15 protein-coding genes and 1 pseudogene are annotated in these 16,737 nt (G+C 72.8%); 6 read left to right on the top strand and 10 right to left on the bottom strand.

Annotated elements, in window-relative coordinates:
* The first annotated feature begins 24 nt into the window (after positions 1 to 24).
* Together ACH4XV_RS08130 and ACH4XV_RS08125 are read left to right on the top strand one after the other, a co-directional pair.
* On the top strand, positions 25 to 1,467 hold the full coding sequence (locus ACH4XV_RS08130) for a zinc-dependent metalloprotease (RefSeq protein ID WP_395787633.1): 1,443 nt from the start codon (positions 25 to 27) through the stop codon (positions 1,465 to 1,467).
* Positions 1,464 to 1,994 carry an NUDIX hydrolase gene (locus ACH4XV_RS08125; protein WP_395787631.1) on the top strand — a complete coding sequence of 177 codons (531 nt, stop codon included), beginning with the start codon at positions 1,464 to 1,466 and terminating at the stop codon, positions 1,992 to 1,994. Before ACH4XV_RS08130 ends, ACH4XV_RS08125 begins: the two co-directional genes overlap by 4 nt.
* A 108-nt stretch (positions 1,995 to 2,102) precedes the next feature.
* Here ACH4XV_RS08125 and ACH4XV_RS08120 read toward each other — a convergent pair whose 3' ends face one another.
* The 4 genes and pseudogenes from ACH4XV_RS08120 to ACH4XV_RS08105 all read right to left on the bottom strand — a co-directional run.
* A complete protein-coding gene (locus tag ACH4XV_RS08120) occupies positions 2,103 to 2,858 on the bottom strand; it encodes an AIM24 family protein (RefSeq protein ID WP_395787629.1) in 756 nt (251 codons plus the stop codon).
* 22 nt (positions 2,859 to 2,880) lie between these two features.
* On the bottom strand, positions 2,881 to 3,567 hold the full coding sequence (locus ACH4XV_RS08115; protein WP_379994729.1) for an AIM24 family protein: 687 nt from the start codon (positions 3,565 to 3,567) through the stop codon (positions 2,881 to 2,883).
* A 7-nt stretch (positions 3,568 to 3,574) separates the two neighbouring features.
* The gene (locus ACH4XV_RS08110; RefSeq protein WP_395787627.1) at positions 3,575 to 5,449 is read right to left on the bottom strand and encodes a TerD family protein; all 1,875 of its coding nucleotides are present in this window, start codon (positions 5,447 to 5,449) and stop codon (positions 3,575 to 3,577) included.
* A gap of 432 nt (positions 5,450 to 5,881) precedes the next feature.
* Positions 5,882 to 6,394, bottom strand: a pseudogene (locus ACH4XV_RS08105) (M48 family metallopeptidase); the annotation flags it as partial.
* A gap of 321 nt (positions 6,395 to 6,715) precedes the next feature.
* Between ACH4XV_RS08105 and ACH4XV_RS08100 the strand changes: the two are divergent.
* On the top strand, positions 6,716 to 7,822 hold the full coding sequence (locus ACH4XV_RS08100) for a ThiF family adenylyltransferase (protein ID WP_395787625.1): 1,107 nt from the start codon (positions 6,716 to 6,718) through the stop codon (positions 7,820 to 7,822).
* Complete coding sequence (locus tag ACH4XV_RS08095) at positions 7,819 to 9,264, top strand: ABC1 kinase family protein (RefSeq protein WP_395787623.1); 1,446 nt, start codon at positions 7,819 to 7,821, stop codon at positions 9,262 to 9,264. The genes ACH4XV_RS08100 and ACH4XV_RS08095 overlap by 4 nt, the downstream gene beginning before the upstream one ends.
* A 100-nt stretch (positions 9,265 to 9,364) precedes the next feature.
* Here ACH4XV_RS08095 and ACH4XV_RS08090 read toward each other — a convergent pair whose 3' ends face one another.
* The 4 genes from ACH4XV_RS08090 to ACH4XV_RS08075 all read right to left on the bottom strand — a co-directional run bounded on the left by ACH4XV_RS08090 (position 9,365) and on the right by ACH4XV_RS08075 (position 12,938).
* Positions 9,365 to 9,586, bottom strand: a complete 222-nt coding sequence (locus tag ACH4XV_RS08090; protein ID WP_078975532.1) for a hypothetical protein — start codon at positions 9,584 to 9,586, stop codon at positions 9,365 to 9,367.
* Positions 9,587 to 9,645: 59 nt separating this feature from the next.
* Positions 9,646 to 9,921: a WhiB family transcriptional regulator gene (locus tag ACH4XV_RS08085; RefSeq protein ID WP_101897040.1), complete on the bottom strand. Its 276-nt coding sequence runs from the start codon at positions 9,919 to 9,921 to the stop codon at positions 9,646 to 9,648.
* A gap of 202 nt (positions 9,922 to 10,123) precedes the next feature.
* Positions 10,124 to 10,546, bottom strand: a complete 423-nt coding sequence (locus tag ACH4XV_RS08080) for a hypothetical protein (protein ID WP_395787620.1) — start codon at positions 10,544 to 10,546, stop codon at positions 10,124 to 10,126.
* 175 nt (positions 10,547 to 10,721) lie between these two features.
* Positions 10,722 to 12,938 (bottom strand): ATP-dependent DNA helicase UvrD2, encoded by a 2,217-nt coding sequence (locus ACH4XV_RS08075; protein WP_395787618.1) that lies wholly within the window; start codon positions 12,936 to 12,938, stop codon positions 10,722 to 10,724.
* A 161-nt stretch (positions 12,939 to 13,099) separates the two neighbouring features.
* Here ACH4XV_RS08075 and ACH4XV_RS08070 point away from each other — a divergent pair, with 161 nt between their 5' ends.
* Positions 13,100 to 13,369 (top strand): mycoredoxin, encoded by a 270-nt coding sequence (locus ACH4XV_RS08070; protein ID WP_078979247.1) that lies wholly within the window; start codon positions 13,100 to 13,102, stop codon positions 13,367 to 13,369.
* Positions 13,370 to 13,448: 79 nt separating this feature from the next.
* Here ACH4XV_RS08070 and nudC read toward each other — a convergent pair whose 3' ends face one another.
* Positions 13,449 to 14,369, bottom strand: coding sequence for an NAD(+) diphosphatase (gene nudC, locus ACH4XV_RS08065; RefSeq protein WP_395787616.1), 921 nt, complete (start codon positions 14,367 to 14,369; stop codon positions 13,449 to 13,451).
* Complete coding sequence (locus tag ACH4XV_RS08060) at positions 14,366 to 15,784, bottom strand: dipeptidase (RefSeq protein WP_395787614.1); 1,419 nt, start codon at positions 15,782 to 15,784, stop codon at positions 14,366 to 14,368. The genes nudC and ACH4XV_RS08060 overlap by 4 nt, the downstream gene beginning before the upstream one ends.
* Positions 15,785 to 15,880: 96 nt before the next feature.
* Between ACH4XV_RS08060 and ACH4XV_RS08055 the strand changes: the two genes are divergently transcribed.
* Positions 15,881 to 16,729, top strand: a complete 849-nt coding sequence (locus ACH4XV_RS08055) for an endonuclease/exonuclease/phosphatase family protein (protein ID WP_395787612.1) — start codon at positions 15,881 to 15,883, stop codon at positions 16,727 to 16,729.
* Positions 16,730 to 16,737 lie beyond the last annotated feature (8 nt).

Raw genomic sequence — 16,737 nt, 5'->3', positions numbered from 1 at the left:
TGGAAAACGTAGAGGGGCCCCACCATGGCTGACTTCCCGTTCGGCTTCGGCAAGCCCTCGGGCGACGACGATCCCAACCGCCCCGGCGGCGGGTCCGGCGGTTCGAATCCGAACGACCCCTTCGGGTTCGGTGCCGCCGGGGGTGACCCGAACAACCCGTTCGGCGCGCTTTTCGGACAGATGAATCAGGCCGATCTCGGCGCGGCCTTCCAGCAGCTGGGCAAGCTGCTCTCCTACGAGGGCGGCCCGGTCAACTGGGACCTGGCCCGCGACATCGCCCGGCAGACCGTGGCGCAGCAGGGCGACGCGTCGATCGGCGCGGTGGAGCGCTCGGGCGTCGAGGAGGCGGTGCGGCTCGCCGAGCTGTGGCTGGACGAAGCCACCTCGCTGCCGTCCGGTGTGAGCACCACCGCGGCCTGGAGCCGTTCCGAGTGGATCGAAGCGACGCTGCCCCAGTGGCGCGCGCTGGTCGAGCCGCTCGCGACCCGGGTGGTCGCGGCCATGGGCGAGATGATGCCCGACGAGATGCAGAGCATGGCCGGGCCGCTGCTCGGCATGATGCGCGGCATGGGCGGCGCGATGTTCGGCGCTCAGGTGGGCCAGGCGCTCGGCGCGCTGGCCGGCGAGGTGGTCGGCTCGACCGACGTCGGGCTGCCGATCGGGCCGGCGGGCAAGGCCGCGCTGCTGCCGGCCAACCTGACCGCGTTCGGCGAGGGCCTGTCCCTGCCCCAGGAGGAGGTGCGGCTCTACCTGGCCCTGCGCGAGGCCGCGCACCAGCGCCTGTTCGTGCACGTGCCGTGGTTGCGGCAACACCTGTTCGGCGCCGTCGAGGCGTATGCGCGGGGCATCAAGGTCGACATGAGCCGCCTGGAGGAGGCCGCGGGTCGGATCGACCCGAGCAACCCCGAGGCGCTGCAGGAGGCGTTCTCGCAGGGGCTGTTCGAGCCCGAGGAGACGCCGGAGCAAAAGACCGCGCTGTCCAGGCTGGAGACGGCCCTCGCGCTGGTGGAGGGCTGGGTCGACGCGGTCGTGCACAGCGCGGCGGCGCCGCGGCTGCCCTCGGCGGGCGCGCTGCGCGAGACGCTGCGTCGGCGCCGGGCCACGGGCGGTCCGGCCGAGCAGACCTTCGCCACGCTGGTGGGCCTGGAGTTGCGCCCGCGCCGGCTGCGCGACGCGGCCCGGTTGTGGGCCTCGCTGGCCGACGCGCGCGGCGTGGACGGGCGCGACGCGGTGTGGCAGCACCCCGACCTGCTGCCGACCGCGGCCGACCTGGACGACCCCGACGGCTTCGTGCACCACGCCGAGTTGGACCTGTCCGGTCTCGACGCCGAGTTGGACGCGGACCTGGACTCGCTGGAGTCGAAGGGCGAGGCGAAGGGCGAGCCGAAGGCCGACGACACCGAACCCGAGGCGAACGGCGACGACAAGCCGAAGGGCACCGACGGCGACAAGGGGCCCGCCGCGTGAGCCTTCGGGTCGCGACGGTCGACGCGTTGTCCGCGTGGCACGCGCCCGACGATCGTGCCGACGGGCTGCGCCGGGCCTACCTGGAGCATCTGGCCAGGTACGAGGACGGCATGCTCAAGGCCTGCCGCGACGGGCACGTGACGGCGAGTGCGCTGATCGTGGATCCGGCCGGCGGTCGGGTGCTGCTCACGATGCACGCGAAGATCCTCCGGTGGTTGCAGACCGGCGGGCACTGCGAGCCGGGGGATCGCACACCGGCCGAGGCGGCGCTGCGCGAGGCGCACGAGGAGTCCGGGATCGCCGGTCTGACCCTGCTCGCCGACGGCGCGCCGGTCTACCTCGACCGGCACGACACGCCGTGCGCGGTGCACCTGGACGTGCAGTACGCGGCGCTGGCCCCGCCCGGCGCGACCGAGGTGATCAGCGAGGAGTCGCTGGACCTGCGCTGGTTCGCGTTCGACGCGCTGCCGGCGGACACCGACGACTCGGTCCGCGCGCTGGTGAACCGGGCCCGCGCCCTGGTCTGAGGCCCGCGCTCCGCGCGGCGACCCGAGGAAGCGCCGAAGGGGCGCCCGACCGGTGATCGGTCGGGCGCCCCTTCGGCGTCGCTGCCGCCGGTTTCCCGGGCCCGGGTGCTACTGGCCCCAGGTGTTGCCGCGGACCCCGCCGTCCTGGCCGAGGCCGCGGTTGGCGAGGTAGCCGCCGGGCCGGATGAACTCGACCGGCGGGAGCAGTTCGCTGGGCTGGACCACCACGTAGCCCTCGCCCATGAAGGCCATGTTCCAGCCCTCGCCGGTGCCCCGGCGGCGGCGGTAGATCCGGGCCGAGTTCGTCTGCGCCTGCATGCTGATCTGCAACCGGCTGCTCCACGCGATCACGGCGTCGGCGTCCGCGAACACCTCGGCGCCGTGGGTGACCCGCATGATCAGCGGCTTGCCCGAGGTCATCAGCGCGATCTTGCCGTTGCCGCTGATGTCGAGGTTGTACGACCCGGCGCCGGCGACCGACTGGGCGCTCTCGATCGCGACCACGTTCCAGCTCAGCGTGCTGTCCAGGGCCAGTACGTACTGCCCGTCCACGCTCAGTCCCTCGAAGTCGAGGTCGAGCACGTGGATCGACTGGGCCATGTTGGCCAGCCACATGGTGCCGGTGCCCTGCGCGCGCATCAGCTGGAGCTGTTCGCCGGTGGCCGTGGCGGCCTGCTGTTCGGCGCCGCTGCGCAGGTTTCCGTCGAAGTCGATCGCGCCCTGGTAGGCCACCATCGAGCCGACCCGGGCCAGGCAGTGGTCCGGGTGCCCGTTGCCGAGCTGGACCTTGAGCATGTGCTCGTTCTGCAAGCTGTACCGCTCGGGGTTGTGTACCGGCGCGTGGCCGAAAAGCGAGCTCTGCACGGTGTTCCTCCTTGGCTCGCGGTCAGCCGCGCACGTGGAAACGGTCGGTGGCGTCCTCGGCCGGTTGCACGACGACGAAGCCGTTGCCCTTGAAGGACACCTGCATCGCCTCGCCGGAACCGCGCCCGACAATGCCGCCGAGGCGCATCGAGCGTTTGGTGCCGACCTTGAGGCTGGTGCTCCAGGCGACCAGCGCGTCGGGGTCGACGTAGGTCTCGCGCTCGGCCGGGTTGAGCACCACCGGGGTGCCGCGCGTGGTGATCGCCACCCAGCCCTGACCGGACAGCTCCATGTTGAACAGGCCGTTGCCGCTGAACTTCGCGGTGACCCCGCTCACCATCTTGATCCGGTGTTCCAGGTTCTCGTCGAACGCGAGGATGTTGCTCGCGTTGACCGACAGGCCCTCACCCGGGTTGAGCTGCATGATGGCCACGTCGGCGCCGTAGTCGGCGAAGTAGATGTCGCCCTGTCCGGTGCACCGCATCAACTGCATACGCTCGCCGGTGATCCCGCCGGTCACCCGGCGCTGCATGCCCTGGCCGTAGCCCTCGAAGGTGATGTAGCCCTCGTAGGCGATCATCGAGCCCTGCTTGGCCAGCACACCGGGTGCGCCGGGCTGGATGTTGGCCCGGCAGATCTTGTGGCCGTGCGCGCTCATCCGCGCCTGGGGGGCGGTCTGCCCGTACGCGGCGATCAGTTGCTGATCCATGTTCCCCTCACACCTCGTAGGGCTGGACGACGATGAAGTTGTTGGCCTGCGGCGGGCAGCGGAACTGCAGGTTGACCGTCTCGCCGCTGTGCCCGGGGAACGCGGTACGGCGCAGCCGCATCTGGGTCGTGGTGGAGACCTGCATCTGGGTACCGGTCCAGGCCACGATCGCGTTGCTGTCCGCGAAGGTCGGCCCCTGTACCGGCAGCACCAGCGGGATGCCCCTGGTCTTGATCACCACCGTGCCCTGACCGGTGAAGGTCTGCGCGAACAGCGCGCCGCCGGGGATGCCCACGCCCTCGACGCGGGCCGGCTCCAGCGTCAGCCCCTCGTCGAACGCGAGCACGTTGGCCACGTTGACGAACAGCTTGTTGCCCTGGAGTTCGACCAGGTGCAGGTGCGCGGCGTCCTCGGCGAGGAACACCTCGCCATTGCCCTCGCAGCGCATCAGTTCGAGCGACTGGCCGGTCTGCCGGTTGTCGAACCGGTTGCGCAGGCTCTGCCCCTGGAACTTGAACTTCACGTCGCCCTGGTAGGCCACCATGACGCCCTGGCGGGCGATCACCTTGCCGCCGGAGACGTCGACGCGGACCATCTTGGGGTTCTGCTGGCTCCAGCGACCGCCGGCGGGCACCTCGCGGTACTGGTCGATGCCGTACTGGAAGGCGGGCTCGGGCGTCGCGACGCCGACGCCCTGCATGCCGGGACCGGGGGGCATCCCCGGCCCGGGGGGCATGCCCGGCCCGGGCGGCGGCCCGCCCGGGCCGCCGGGGACCGGCATCTGGAGCGTGGGCTGCATCTGGCCGGGCTGACCGGGGCCGGGGTAGCCGCCGGATCCGGGCGGGCCGGGCGGCGGGTAGCCGCCGGGTCCGGGCGGCGGCGGGTAACCACCGGGCTGACCCGTGCCGGGGGGCGCGGGCGGCGCCATGTGCCCCTGGTGCGGTGTCTGGTTCGGGTTCGGGTAGCCGCCGGGACCGGGCGGGGGCGGGTAGCCTCCCGGCGCGCCGTGCGGCGGCGTGCCCGGGCCCTGCTGGTACTGCGGCGGGCCGGGCGGCGCCGGGTAGCCGCCGGGGGCGCCGTGCGGCGGGGTGCCGCCGTACTGGGGCGGGCCGTCGTGCCCGGGCGGACCGGGCGGCGGACCGCCGTGCGGCATCGCGCCGACCGGCTGGGGCGCGCCGGGCGGCGGCCCGAAGTTCGGCGTGGGCGCGGGCGGGGGCGGCGGCGGACCACCACCGGGCGGGCCGAAGGACGGCGGCGACTGGTGCTGCTGCGGCGGCACGCCGGCGCCGGGCGGGGCGAATCCGGGTGCGCCGCCGGGCGGCACCGGCGCGGGCGCGGACGCCTGCTCCGGCTCGTCCTCGGCGACCTCGCCGCCGAAGTTCTCCAGCAGCGCGCGCAGTCCGCCGTCGAAGCCCTGGCCGACGGCGGAGATCCGCCAGACGTCCTTCTTGTAGATGTCGGCGATCATCACCGCGCGCTCGGTGCTGAACTCGCGCCCGGTGAACGAGTAGCGCGCGACCTCCTGGCCGCCCGCCACGATCCGCAGGTAGCCGGACCCGACCTGGGACATCACCCCGTCGCCGTCGATCGTCGCGGTGAACGCGAGCTTGTTGACGTGCGGCGGGACCCGATCGAGGGTCACCCGGAAGGACTCGGTGTCGCCGGCCTGCGCGCCGAGGAGTTGGATCGACTCCTCGGGCGACTTGGGCTGGTTGAAGAAGACGAAGTACCGATCGTCGGACAACCGCTCGCCCGCGTCCAACCCGAAGCACGCGATGTCGAACGTCAGCCCGGGGGCGTCCAACCGCACCCCGACATACAGATCGGTCCCCGCGGTCAGGTCGGACAGCTTCGACTTCTGTCCCTTCCTGAACTCGACCACTGTGTGGCTCCCTTCCCCGCTTTTCCGCCGCCGGCGGTGCGGGCGCCCACCACCTGGGTCCCCGCCGCGCTCGGCACGCTACAACATCGGCTGCGCCCCGGTCGGGGTACGGCTGCGCGCCGGGCGGGCCGCTCGTGCCCCCCCGGCGGGCGTGTTTCCGCGACCGCTCCGTCCGCGTACGCGCCTCACGCTATACGCCCGAATCCGGCGCCGCGACGACTGTGCCGAGCCGGATCCCGGTCAGCCGCGAGGCTTGCGGGCCGCCCGATCGCGCGTTGTCCCCGCCCGGGTACCGTCCGCAGCGGCGGTGCCCTTGCGGGCGCCGCGCGCACCGGCCGCAGGGGTGCGTCCCCGGGTCGGCGCCGGCGGTTCGGCCCCGGCGCGCGGCGGCTCGGCGGCGGCCGGATCGGTGTCGGCCTCGTCGCTCATCGCCAGCCCGCTCGCGGCCGCGACGCCCTCCAGATATCCCCGCGCGCGTTCGGTGCGCGGATATGCGGCGAGCAACGTCCAAAAACGCGGTCCGTGTCCGGGCACCAGCAAATGCGCCAACTCGTGCAGCAATACATAGTCGACGACATAGGTCGGCATGCCGCGCAGGCGGGTGGAGAGCCGGATGGTGCCGTCGACCGGTGTGCACGAACCCCAGCGGGTGTTCTGGTTGCCCACCCAGCGCACGCTCGCGGGCTCGGCCCGACCGTCGAGATAGCGGGCGGACAACTCCCGGGCGCGCATGGCCAGGTCGTCGTCGCTGGGCCGTCGGCGGCGCTCCTGGGCGGCCAGGCGCTCCAGCATCACGCCGACCCAGCGCTTCTCCTCGGTCTGCGTCATGCGGCCGGGCAGCAGGACCACGGTTCGGTCCCCGTCCCGGTACGCCGATACGGTTCGTTTCCGTCGGGCGCTGCGACGCACCTCGACGGCACCCTGGTACGGGGCTCCGGACAGCATGTCGTGTCCGGCCCCGGGATCCGCGACCACAACCAGGACGTTAACCGACGGCACCGACAGGGCGCGCCCGCTTCGGGCCGACGGGGGATATTCCGCATCGCTTTTCGCGGGCATATTCGCGGGTATAAGCACTATTCGCGCAATAGCTCCCATTCCATTATTCTGTGCCTAATATTTCCAAATAGCATATTCATACGCGGGCTGTGGACAACGAAATACCCGGGCCGGTCGCCGCCGGGCACGCTGGGGCCGGTCGAGCCCGGTGTGTCGGGCCTCGGTCGTCGCCGTCCGTCCGCGCGTACCGTCCCCTCGGAGGCCGCCATGCGTCCGCTGCTCAAGCCCGCACTGCGTCGGCTCTGGCGCGATCGACAGACCCTGCAACTGGGCCTGGACCCGGCTCGGGCGGTGCTGCTGGGCGGGCTCGATCCGGTCACCACCCGCTTCGTGGAACACCTGGACGGCACCCGGGACCTGGCCCGGACCTACGAACTGGCCGATCGGGTCGGCCTGCCCCGCGCCCGGGCCGCGGCGGTGCTCGACCTGCTCGCCAGGGAGGACGTGCTCGAGGACGCGTCCGGGCGGCCCACCCCGGTGCCGGCGCTGCCGCACGAGCGGGCCCGGCTCGGCCCGGACCTGACCTCGCTGGCCCTGGTGCACGGCAGCGGCGGCGCGGGGCTGGCCGCGCTGGACCGGCGCTCGCGGGCGGTGGTGGCGGTGCACGGCGCCGGTCGGGTGGGCGCGGCGGTGGCCGGGCTGCTCGCCGCCGCCGGCGTCGGGCACGTGGTGCCCGCGGATCGCCGACCGGTGCGGGCGGGCGACGCGGGGCCGGTGGCCTACGGCTGGGACGCGGAGCGGCCGCGCCGGGAGACCACCGTGCGGGCCGCGCTGCGCCGGTTGGCCCCGGGGGTGCGCTGCGCGCTGCCCGCCGGGCGGGGCACGCCCGATGTCGCGGTGCTGGTCCCGGAGGGCCGTCCGGATCCGGCCCCCGGAGCCCGGCTGATCCGACAGCGGGTGCCGCACCTGTACGCCGACATCCGCGAGACCACGGGGGTGGTCGGGCCGTTCGTCCTGGTCGGCCGCTCGGCCTGCGGTCGGTGTCTGGACCTGGCCCGCAGCGACCGGGATCCGGGCTGGCCGCGCCTGCTCGCCCAACTCGCGGCCGCGCCCGGTCCGGGCGAGCCGCCGTGCGACGTGGTGCTGGCCACCGAGGTCGCCGCCCGGGCCGCGCTCCAGGTGCTCACCTTCCTCGACGGCGGGCTGCCCACCACCGTGGACGGGACGGTGGAGATCGAGCTGCCCGACGGGCTGACCCGACGCCGGAGCTGGGCGCCGCACGCGCGCTGCGACTGCGGCGCCACCCGCCCGGCGCAAGACGTGGGCCCCATCACACATGCCGCGCCGCCGAGTCGGACACAATGGGTCGCGTGAGCGATCTTCCGCGCAGGGCCGTCACCCGCACCGCAAAGCTCGCGTCCCTCCCGCTGGGGGTGGCCGGCCGGGCGACACTGGGCCTGGGCAGGCGCATCGGCGGCAGACCGGCCGAGATCGTCGCGGCGGAGCTGCAGGCGCGCACCGCGCAACAACTCTTCAAGGTGCTCGGGGAGTTGAAGGGCGGCGCGATGAAACTCGGGCAGGCCCTGTCGGTGTTCGAGGCGGCGCTGCCCGAGGAGGTGGCCGGGCCCTACCGCTCGGCCCTGACCAAACTTCAGGACGCGGCGCCGCCGATGCCCGCGCGCACCGTGCACAAGGCACTCGCGGACAACCTCGGCGACGACTGGCGCACGTTGTTCGAGGAGTTCTCCGAGACGCCCGCGGCCGCCGCCTCGATCGGCCAGGTGCACCGGGCCGTGTGGCACGACGGCCGCACGGTCGCGGTCAAGATCCAATACCCCGGGGCCGGCGACGCGCTGATCTCCGACCTCAACCAGCTCGGCCACGTGGCCCGCTTCGCCGGCGCGCTGATCCCGGGCATCGACGTCAAGCCGCTGATCGCCGAACTCAAGGCCCGGGTGGCCGAGGAACTCGACTACCAGCTGGAGGCGGAGGCGCAGACCGCGCACGCCGTGGAGTTCGACGGCGACCCCGACATCTTCGTGCCGCACGTGGTGCACCAGACCGAACGGGTGCTGATCACCGAGTGGATGGACGGCACACCGCTGTCGAAGGTGATCGACAAGGGCACCCGGGAGGAGCGCGACCGGGCCGGGCACATGCTCACCCGCTTCCTGTTCTCCGGTCCGGCCCGCACCGGCATGCTGCACGCCGACTCGCACCCGGGCAACTTCCGGCTGCTGGCCGACGGACGCCTGGGCGTGTTGGACTTCGGCACGGTCAACCGGTTGCCCGAGGGGCTGCCCGAGCCGATCGGCCGGGCCTTCCGCCTCGCGCTCGACGGCGACGCGGACAGCGTCATGCAGGTGTTGCGCACCGAGGGCTTCGTCAAGCCGTCGATCAAGCTGGACGCCGGCGAGGTGCTGGACTACCTGCTGCCGTTCCTGGAGCCGGCCGAGGTCGAGGAGTTCACCTTCACCCGGGCGTGGATGCGCGAACAGGGCGCGCGGATCGGCGACCCGCGCAATCCCGCGTCCGCGCTGGCCCGCCAGCTCAACCTGCCACCGAGCTATCTGCTGATCCACCGGGTCACGCTGAGCACCATCGGCGTGCTGTGTCAGCTGGGCGCCACCGCCCCCTTCCGCGAGGAACTGGCCACCTGGCTGCCCGGCTTCGAAGACGACTACGAGGCAGAGGAGTTCGACTTCTCCCTCGAGGCGATCGAGGAGTTCGAGGACATCGAGGAGATCGAGGACGATCCGGCCGACACACCGGCCCCGAAAAACGCGCCGGGCGACGCGGACACCACCGGCCGTTAGGCACCGGCCGGTCGGCGCCGGCGCCGATCCGCGAACGCCGAAGGGCGGGCGCCCCCTTGGTGGGGTGCCCGCCCTTCGGCGTTCGCGCGGATCGGCTCGACTACATGACCGCGATGGCCAGCGCCCGGCGCGCCCGCATGGAGGCGACCTCGGCCCGACGACGCATCCTGCGCGCCATCCGGACGTGGTACGCCCTACGTTGGAGCTCCGCCTCGCGGAGCTCCTGATCCATCCGAGCCCTCGCCAGGGCTTCGTTGATCAGATGCAACTCCCGGCTCCTGTCCATGGGAAGAACTGCGTTCGTGTCGTGAATGTGCTTCATGGGTTCCTGCGCGTACGCGCGATCTCTGGTCCTGGTGCGTCGGGGTCCCGCCGGGGGGGTCACGCGGCGACCTCCGTCTTGCGCGGACGGCCACGGGGACGCTTGCGGGCGACGACGACGCCCTGCACGAAGAGCTCGCCACCCCACACGCCCCAGGGCTCGCGGCGCTCGAGCGCGCCCTGCAGGCACATCTCGCGCACCGGGCACTCGCGGCACAGGGCCTTCGCGTACTCGACGTCCTCGGGGGACTCGGCGAAGAAGACCTCGGGGTCGTAGGAACGGCAGGGGATCGTGGACTCGAGCTGCTCGACGTCCTCGAAACCGGTGAGGGTCATCAGGTCTACCTCCGATGTCGCTGTGGCTGTACTGCCGGGTGCGGGGGGTTTGCCGTGGGGCACGTGGTGCTCCTGTGATTCGTGGGACTCGCGTCCCCGGTGGTCGCTACTCGGTTTTTGCTGACAGCCGACAAAAGACAAGGGCCGCGGATCCCGGTGTTCGGGATTCCGCGGCCCTGGAGGGTGCCGACCTGACGTCTCGTCAGGTCCTGTTCCTCCAGGACGGATACCCGTTGTTCCCGGCAAAGCCGGCCATGGTCATGCCACTGGCCCGCTGCGATTCCTGCTTCTGCGCCTGCTCGCAAGCCGCCGCGCTCGACGGTCGCTCGTCGCGACGCGCCTTCGCTGCCTGCTCGCCTTGCCACGGACCCTCGGCGCTGTCCGCCAGACCGACGAGACCTGAGGCGCCCGCTGCTGCGGACACACCACTGCCGTTGCCGCGCAGTCGCGCGGAGGCGGTGATCAGGGCATCGGTCCCGGCATAGGACGTCACCATGGGGAGCCCGGCCAGGCCGGACGTGGACACGGAGAGATCGGCATGCGACAGCTTGGCGGAGCCCACCGACACCACGACCGGAGTGACGGCGAACGCCTGACGCTGGGCTTTCAGGTTCCTGGTAATCACGACGTTCACCTCCTTCCGAGAGGGTTTCGGGGCAACACCGCAGGGGTGCTTCCAGGTTTCATGGACGAGCACGGTCGAACGTTCCGACCGTGCTCGTGAGCGTAGATGCGGTTTGGAGCAAGGCGCAAACGATTTATTGCATGGCCCTCGTCACTCGAGGGAAACCCCTCGCGTCTCACCCCACGTCGGGGGCATCCTCGATGGCCGACTCGTGGTCCTGTTCGACCTCCGGAATGTGCCCGTAGTCGTCCGGATCGGGCTCGATCGCCAGGTCGTGGCCGGCACACAGCGCGAGCACGTCGTCACCGAATCGCTCCAGCTTGGTCCGGCTCACCCCCGGAATCGCGGCGAGTTGGCGCTCGTTGAGCGGACGGGTCTCGGCGATCGCGGTGAGCGTCGCGTCGGTGAAGACCACGAAGGCGGGCTGGCTGTGCTCGTCGGCCCGGCGCAGTCGCCACTCGCGCAGTTGGCCGAGCAGGAACTCGTCCACGTCCGACGGGCAGTCCAGGCAGCGCCCGATCTTGCGCTCGGCGGCGTCCTGGAGTGCCCGCGCGCACACCCGGCAGCGCACCGGGCCGACCTTGCGCCGGGGCCGGGCCACACCGCCCGGGCTCGCCCCGGTACCGGGCGAGCGGTACGCGTCGGGCCGCGCCGAGCCGAGGCCGCGCCCGCCGTCGGGGCCGCGCAGCCCGTCCAGGAACCGCGACGCCGCACGCCCGCGCCCGCCGGGGGTGCGCGCCAGCGACCAGGACAGGGTCAACCGCTCACGCGCCCGGGTCACCCCGACGTAGAGCAGCCGGCGCTCCTCCTCGATCTTGTCCGGGGTGTCGGCGTAGGAGATCGGCATCATGCCCTCGTTGAGGCCGACCAGGAACACCGCGTCCCACTCCAGCCCCTTGGCCGCGTGCAGCGACGCGAGGGTCACGCCCTCCACCGTCGGCGCGTGCTGGGCGCTCGCCCGCTCGGCCAGCTCGACGGTGAAGTCGCGCAGCGACGCCTGCGGCCGCTTGACCGCGAACTCCTCGGCCAGCCGGACCAGCGCGGCCACCGACTCCCACGTCTCCCGGGCCTGGCCGGATCCTGCGGGCGGCTCGGCGCTCCAGCCGGTGCCGCCGAGCACCGCACGCACCTCGGCGGCCAACGGCCCGGCCTCCGCGTCGGTGCCGCCGGAGATCGCGTGCGCGCGCAGGAAGCCCATCGCCTGCCGGATCTCGGGCCGCTCGAAGAACCGTTCGGCGCCCTTGAGCAGGTAGGCCACCGACTGGTCGGCGAGCGCCTGCTCGTAGGACTCGGACTGCGCGTTGGTGCGGAACAACACGGCGATCTCGGCGGGCCGCACCCCGTCGTCGATCAGCGCGCGGATGCGTTTGGCGGTGCTCTCCGCCTCGGCCTGTTCGTCGGCGTGCTCGACGAAGTCGGGCTCCGGGCCGGTGCCGCGCTGCGAGATCAGCTGCAACCGGTGCTTGGCCGCCTCGCCGCCGGCGCGCGCGAGCAGCCGGTTCGCCAGGCCCACCACCTGCGGGGTCGAGCGGTAGTCGCGGACCAGCTCGACCAGCTTCGCGTCGGGATGGCGGCGGCGGAATCCGAGCAGGTAGGCGGGCGTGGCGCCGGTGAACGAGTAGATGGTCTGGCTCGCGTCGCCGACCACGCACAGGCTGCGGGCCCCGGTCGACCACAGGTCGAGCAGGCGCTGCTGGAGCGGGTTGACGTCCTGGTACTCGTCCACGGTGAAGTGCCGGTATTGCGCCTGCACCGCCTCGCGCACCTCGGGCCGCTCGTCGAGCAGTCCGATGGTGAGCAACAGCACGTCCTCGAAGTCCATCCGGCCCTTGCCGGACTTGATCTTCTCGTAGGCCGCGTAGACGTGCGCGATCTCGGCGGCGGCGCGCGGCGGCTTGCGGCCCGCCGCGAGCACCGCGCCCGGGTAGTCGTCGGGCGCGGTCTGGGTGGCCTTGGCCCACTCGATCTCGCCGGTGATGTCGCGCAGCTCGGCCCGATCGGCGCGCAGCCGGCAGTGCGCCACCGCGTCGCGGACCAGCATGATCTTGGTCTCGACCAGCTGCGGCGGCGGCCCGCCGAACACTTTCGGCCAGAAGTAGGACAGCTGGCGCAGCGCCGCCGAGTGGAACGTACGCGCCTGTACGCCCGGGACGCCCAGGTCGCGCAGCCGGCCGCGCAGCTCCCCCGCGGCCCGCGCGGTGAAGGTGACCGCCAGGGTCTGGCCCGGCTGCATCGCGCCGGAGAGCACGCCGTAGGCGATCCGGTGGGTGATCGCCCGGGTCTTGCCGGTGCCCGCGCCCGCGAGCACGCACACCGCGCCGTCGACGGCCTCGGCCACCCGTCGCTGCTCGGGATCGAGCGCGTCGAGGACGTCGTCGGGGGAAGCGATCATCGGCACATCCTCTCAGGCATCGCGCCGCACCGAGGCCGGTTGTGCACAGCGGCCCCGATGTCCACAGGTCGGCAAACCCGGTGGAATCAAACCGAGGGGGCGCACGTTTGGCTTGGGGAAAGCCGTTCCCGGACCGGGCGAACACAAAGGAGCGCATGACGATGTCGGCCCCCGTGACGATGTACAGCACGACCTGGTGTGGCTACTGCCGCCGGCTGAAGAGCCAGATGGAGCGCGAGGGCATCGCCTACACCGAGGTGAACATCGAGCAGGACCCCGCGGCCGCCGACTTCGTGATGAGCGTCAACGGCGGCAATCAGACCGTGCCGACGCTGGTCATCCTGCCCGCCGACGGCGGCGCGCCGCTGTGGACCGCGACCAACCCGAGCCTGGCCCAGGTCAAGGCCGCCGTGTCGGAACTGGCCGCCTGAGCGCACTAGCACGGTCTTCCCGGCCGGGTCGGCGACGAGGACTCGTCGCCGACCCGGCCGGAGCGTGTTCACCCCGCGCTCACCAGTGGTTGTCCTCGTCCAGCGGGCCGCCGTACCACTTCTCGATCAGGTACCGGGCGATGGACAACGACCCGGGCATCAGCACCTCGCCCGTGTCGATCGCCTCCTTGAACTCGGCGCGGTCGAACCAGCGGGCCTCGGCGATCTCCTCGCCGTCCACGTGCACCCTGTCGTCCACCGCGTAGGCCATGAAGCCCAGCATCAGGCTGGAGGGGAACGGCCACGGCTGGCTCGCCACGTAGGTGGTGGCCGACGTCACCACGCCGACCTCCTCGTGCAGTTCGCGCGCCACCGCCTGCTCCAGCGACTCGCCGGGCTCGACGAAGCCCGCGAAGGCGGACCAGCGCCGCTCGGGCCACTGCGGTTGGCGGCCGAGCAGGCAGCGGTCGTCCCGGTCGAGCACGAGCATGATCACCGCCGGATCGGTGCGCGGGTAATGCTCGGTGCCACAGGCCGGGCAGCGCCGCACGTGCCCGGCCGCGGCCGACTCGGTCGGCTGCCCGCAGCGGGCGCAGAAGCGGTGCGTGCGATGCCAGTGGTGCAGCCCGGTGGCGTGCACGAGCAGCCCCGCGTCCCGGTCGTCGAGCAGCGTGCCCAACTCGCGCAGACCGCCCTCGTGTGCGTCCTCGGCGGGTTCCGGCAACTTCTCGACGTCCACCGCGAAGTACGCCACGCCGGCCTCGTCGAGGCCGAGCAACCGCCGCTCGCCCGCCGGCGCGCTCGCCGAGTCGACCAGGAGCAGGCGGGGTTCGCCCGCCTTGCCCGACCAGCGCGCCCGGCCCTGCGCCAGAACCAGTACGCGCGTGTCGGGCCGCGCCCACGCCGCGTCCAGCCACGCCTGGTCCAGGCGGTGTTCGGACGCCCGGTCGAGCGCGGATCGGGCCAGTGCCTGCCCGGCGACGGGCTTGGGGCGGATCAACGCTCGTCCCTCCCCGCCGCGGCGTCGCGCCGGCTCGCGGCCAGCTCTTCCCACAGATACGCGGCGGCCTCCGCGCCCTTGAGCAGCAGCGGCTTCTCCACCTTCTCGTCGATCGAGTGCCAGCCGTCGTCGGGCAGCGAGACGCCCAGGAAGACCACCGGCGCGCGCAGCACGTCCTGAAGGTCCGCCTCCGGCCCGGAGCCGCCCTCGCGGGTGTACAGGATCTCGGTGTCGAACGCGCGGCCCATCGCCCGCACCACCGCCCGCAGCGCGGGGTGGTCGAGCGGGGTCAGGCAGGGCCGGACGCCGGTGCCGAAGTCCAGCTCGCAGCGGATCCCGGCGGGCACCCGCTCGCTCACCCACGCGCGCACGACCCGCTCGATCTCGTCCGGGTCCTGCCGATCCACCAGCCGGAAGGACACCTTCGCGTGCGCCGAGGCGGGCACGATGGTCTTGCGACCGGGGCCGATGTAGCCGCCCCAGATTCCGTTGACCTCGGCCGTCGGGCGCGCCCACACCCGCTCCAGGGTGCTGTAGCCGGCCTCGCCGGCCGCCGCGCCGGACTTGGCGTTGCCCAGCCACACGCTCTCGTCGAACGGCAGCTTGGCGAACGACTCCCGCTCGTACTCGGTGAGTTCGCCGACCCCGGAGTAGAAGCCGGGAATGGTGACGTGCCCGTCCTCGTCGTGCAGCGCGGCGATCAGCCGGGCCAGCTCGGTCGCCGGGTTGGGCACCGCGCCGCCGAAGGAGCCGGAGTGGATGTCCGCGCTCGGGCCGTGGAAGTCGATCTGCACCTCGGCCAGGCCGCGCATCCCGGTGCAGGTGCTGGGGGTGTCCGCGCCCCACATCCCGGTGTCGGAGACCACCACGACGTCGCAGGCGAGCCGGTCGCGACGCTCGCGCAGCAGCTCCGCCAGGTGCGGCGAGCCGGACTCCTCCTCGCCCTCCACGATCAGCTTCAGATTCACCGCGGGGGTGGTACGCCCGGTCGCCGCCAAGTGCGCGCGCACCCCGAGCAGGTGGAACAGGACCTGCCCCTTGTCGTCCGCGGCGCCGCGCGCGTACAGCCGGTCGCCGACGTCGGTCGGCTCGAACGGCGGCGTGCTCCATCCGTCGGCGAGCGCCGCGGGCTGCACGTCGTGGTGTCCGTACACGAGCACCGTCGGCGCGTCCGGGTCGGCCGAGGGCCACTCGGCGAACACCGCCGGTAGCCCGGGCGTCTCCCACACCTCGACGGTGGGGAAGCCGGTGTCGCGCAGCGCGCCGCCCAGCCACCACGCGCTGCGGTCGACGTCGGCCGCGGCCGCGGGGTCGCCGGAGATCGAGGGGATGGCCAACCAGGTGCGCAGATCGGCGAGGAATTCGTCGGCGTGGGCGCCTATGTATTCGAAGACGCCGCGGTCGGTGATGCTCATGGATTCGACCATATGCCCGATCCCCGCGCAGGCGGCACGCGGCCGTCTCCGGGCGGAAAGCACACGGCAGGGCGGCGGGCGGGTTACCGTCGGCCGATGACCACGTTGCGTGTCGCGACCTTCAATCTCCTGCACGGCATGGACCTCGCCGACGGCGCGTCGGACCCGGATCGGCTGCGCGCCGCGCTGGCCGATCTGGACGCCGACATCGTGGCCCTGCAGGAGGTGGACCGGCACCAGGAGCGCTCCGGCGGCGCCGATCAGGCGGCGATCGCGGCCGAGGCGCTCGGCATGTCCCAGTGGCGCTTCCTGGCCTCGGTGCACGGCGTCCCGGCCCCGGTGTCGGGGTGGACGCAGGAGCCGCCGGTGCCGGGCGAGCGCCGGGTCTACGCGGCGGACGAGCGGGGCGAGGGCGGGCCCGGATACGGCATCGCGCTGCTGTCCCGGCTGCCGGTCTCGCGCTGGCGGGTCCGGCGCTTCCCGGCCGCGCCGCTGAGCCTGCCGCTGCGGGTGCAGGGCCGGCCGGGCCTGACCCGGGTGCCGGACGAGCCCCGGGGCGTGCTCGCGGCGGTGGTCGAGGGCCCACACGGGCCGTTCACGGTGCTCGCGGCGCATCTGTCCTTCGTACCCGGCTGGAACATCTCCCAGCTCGCCCGGATCCGCCGCTCCACCGCCGACCTGCCCGGTCCGCAACTGCTGCTCGGCGACTTCAACCTGCCCGGTCGGATCCCGCAGGCGGTGGTCGGCCGGCGCGGACGCGGCGCGGGCGCGGTGCGCTGGCGCTCGCTGGCCCGGGTGCCCACCTACCCCTCGTACCACCCGAGGGTCCAGTTCGACCACGTGCTCGGACACGGCATCGGCCCCGAGGCGGTGCGCCGCACCGAGGCGGTCCGCCTCGGCGTCTCCGACCACTGTGCCCTGGTGGTGGAGTTGAAGGTGGGCTGAGCCCGGGC

It is taken from the genome of Embleya sp. NPDC020630 (assembly GCF_044334985.1).
Taxonomy (GTDB): domain Bacteria; phylum Actinomycetota; class Actinomycetes; order Streptomycetales; family Streptomycetaceae; genus Embleya.
Note: the sequence above shows the minus strand (reverse complement) of the source record. Positions and strands in the feature narration are given on the sequence as shown.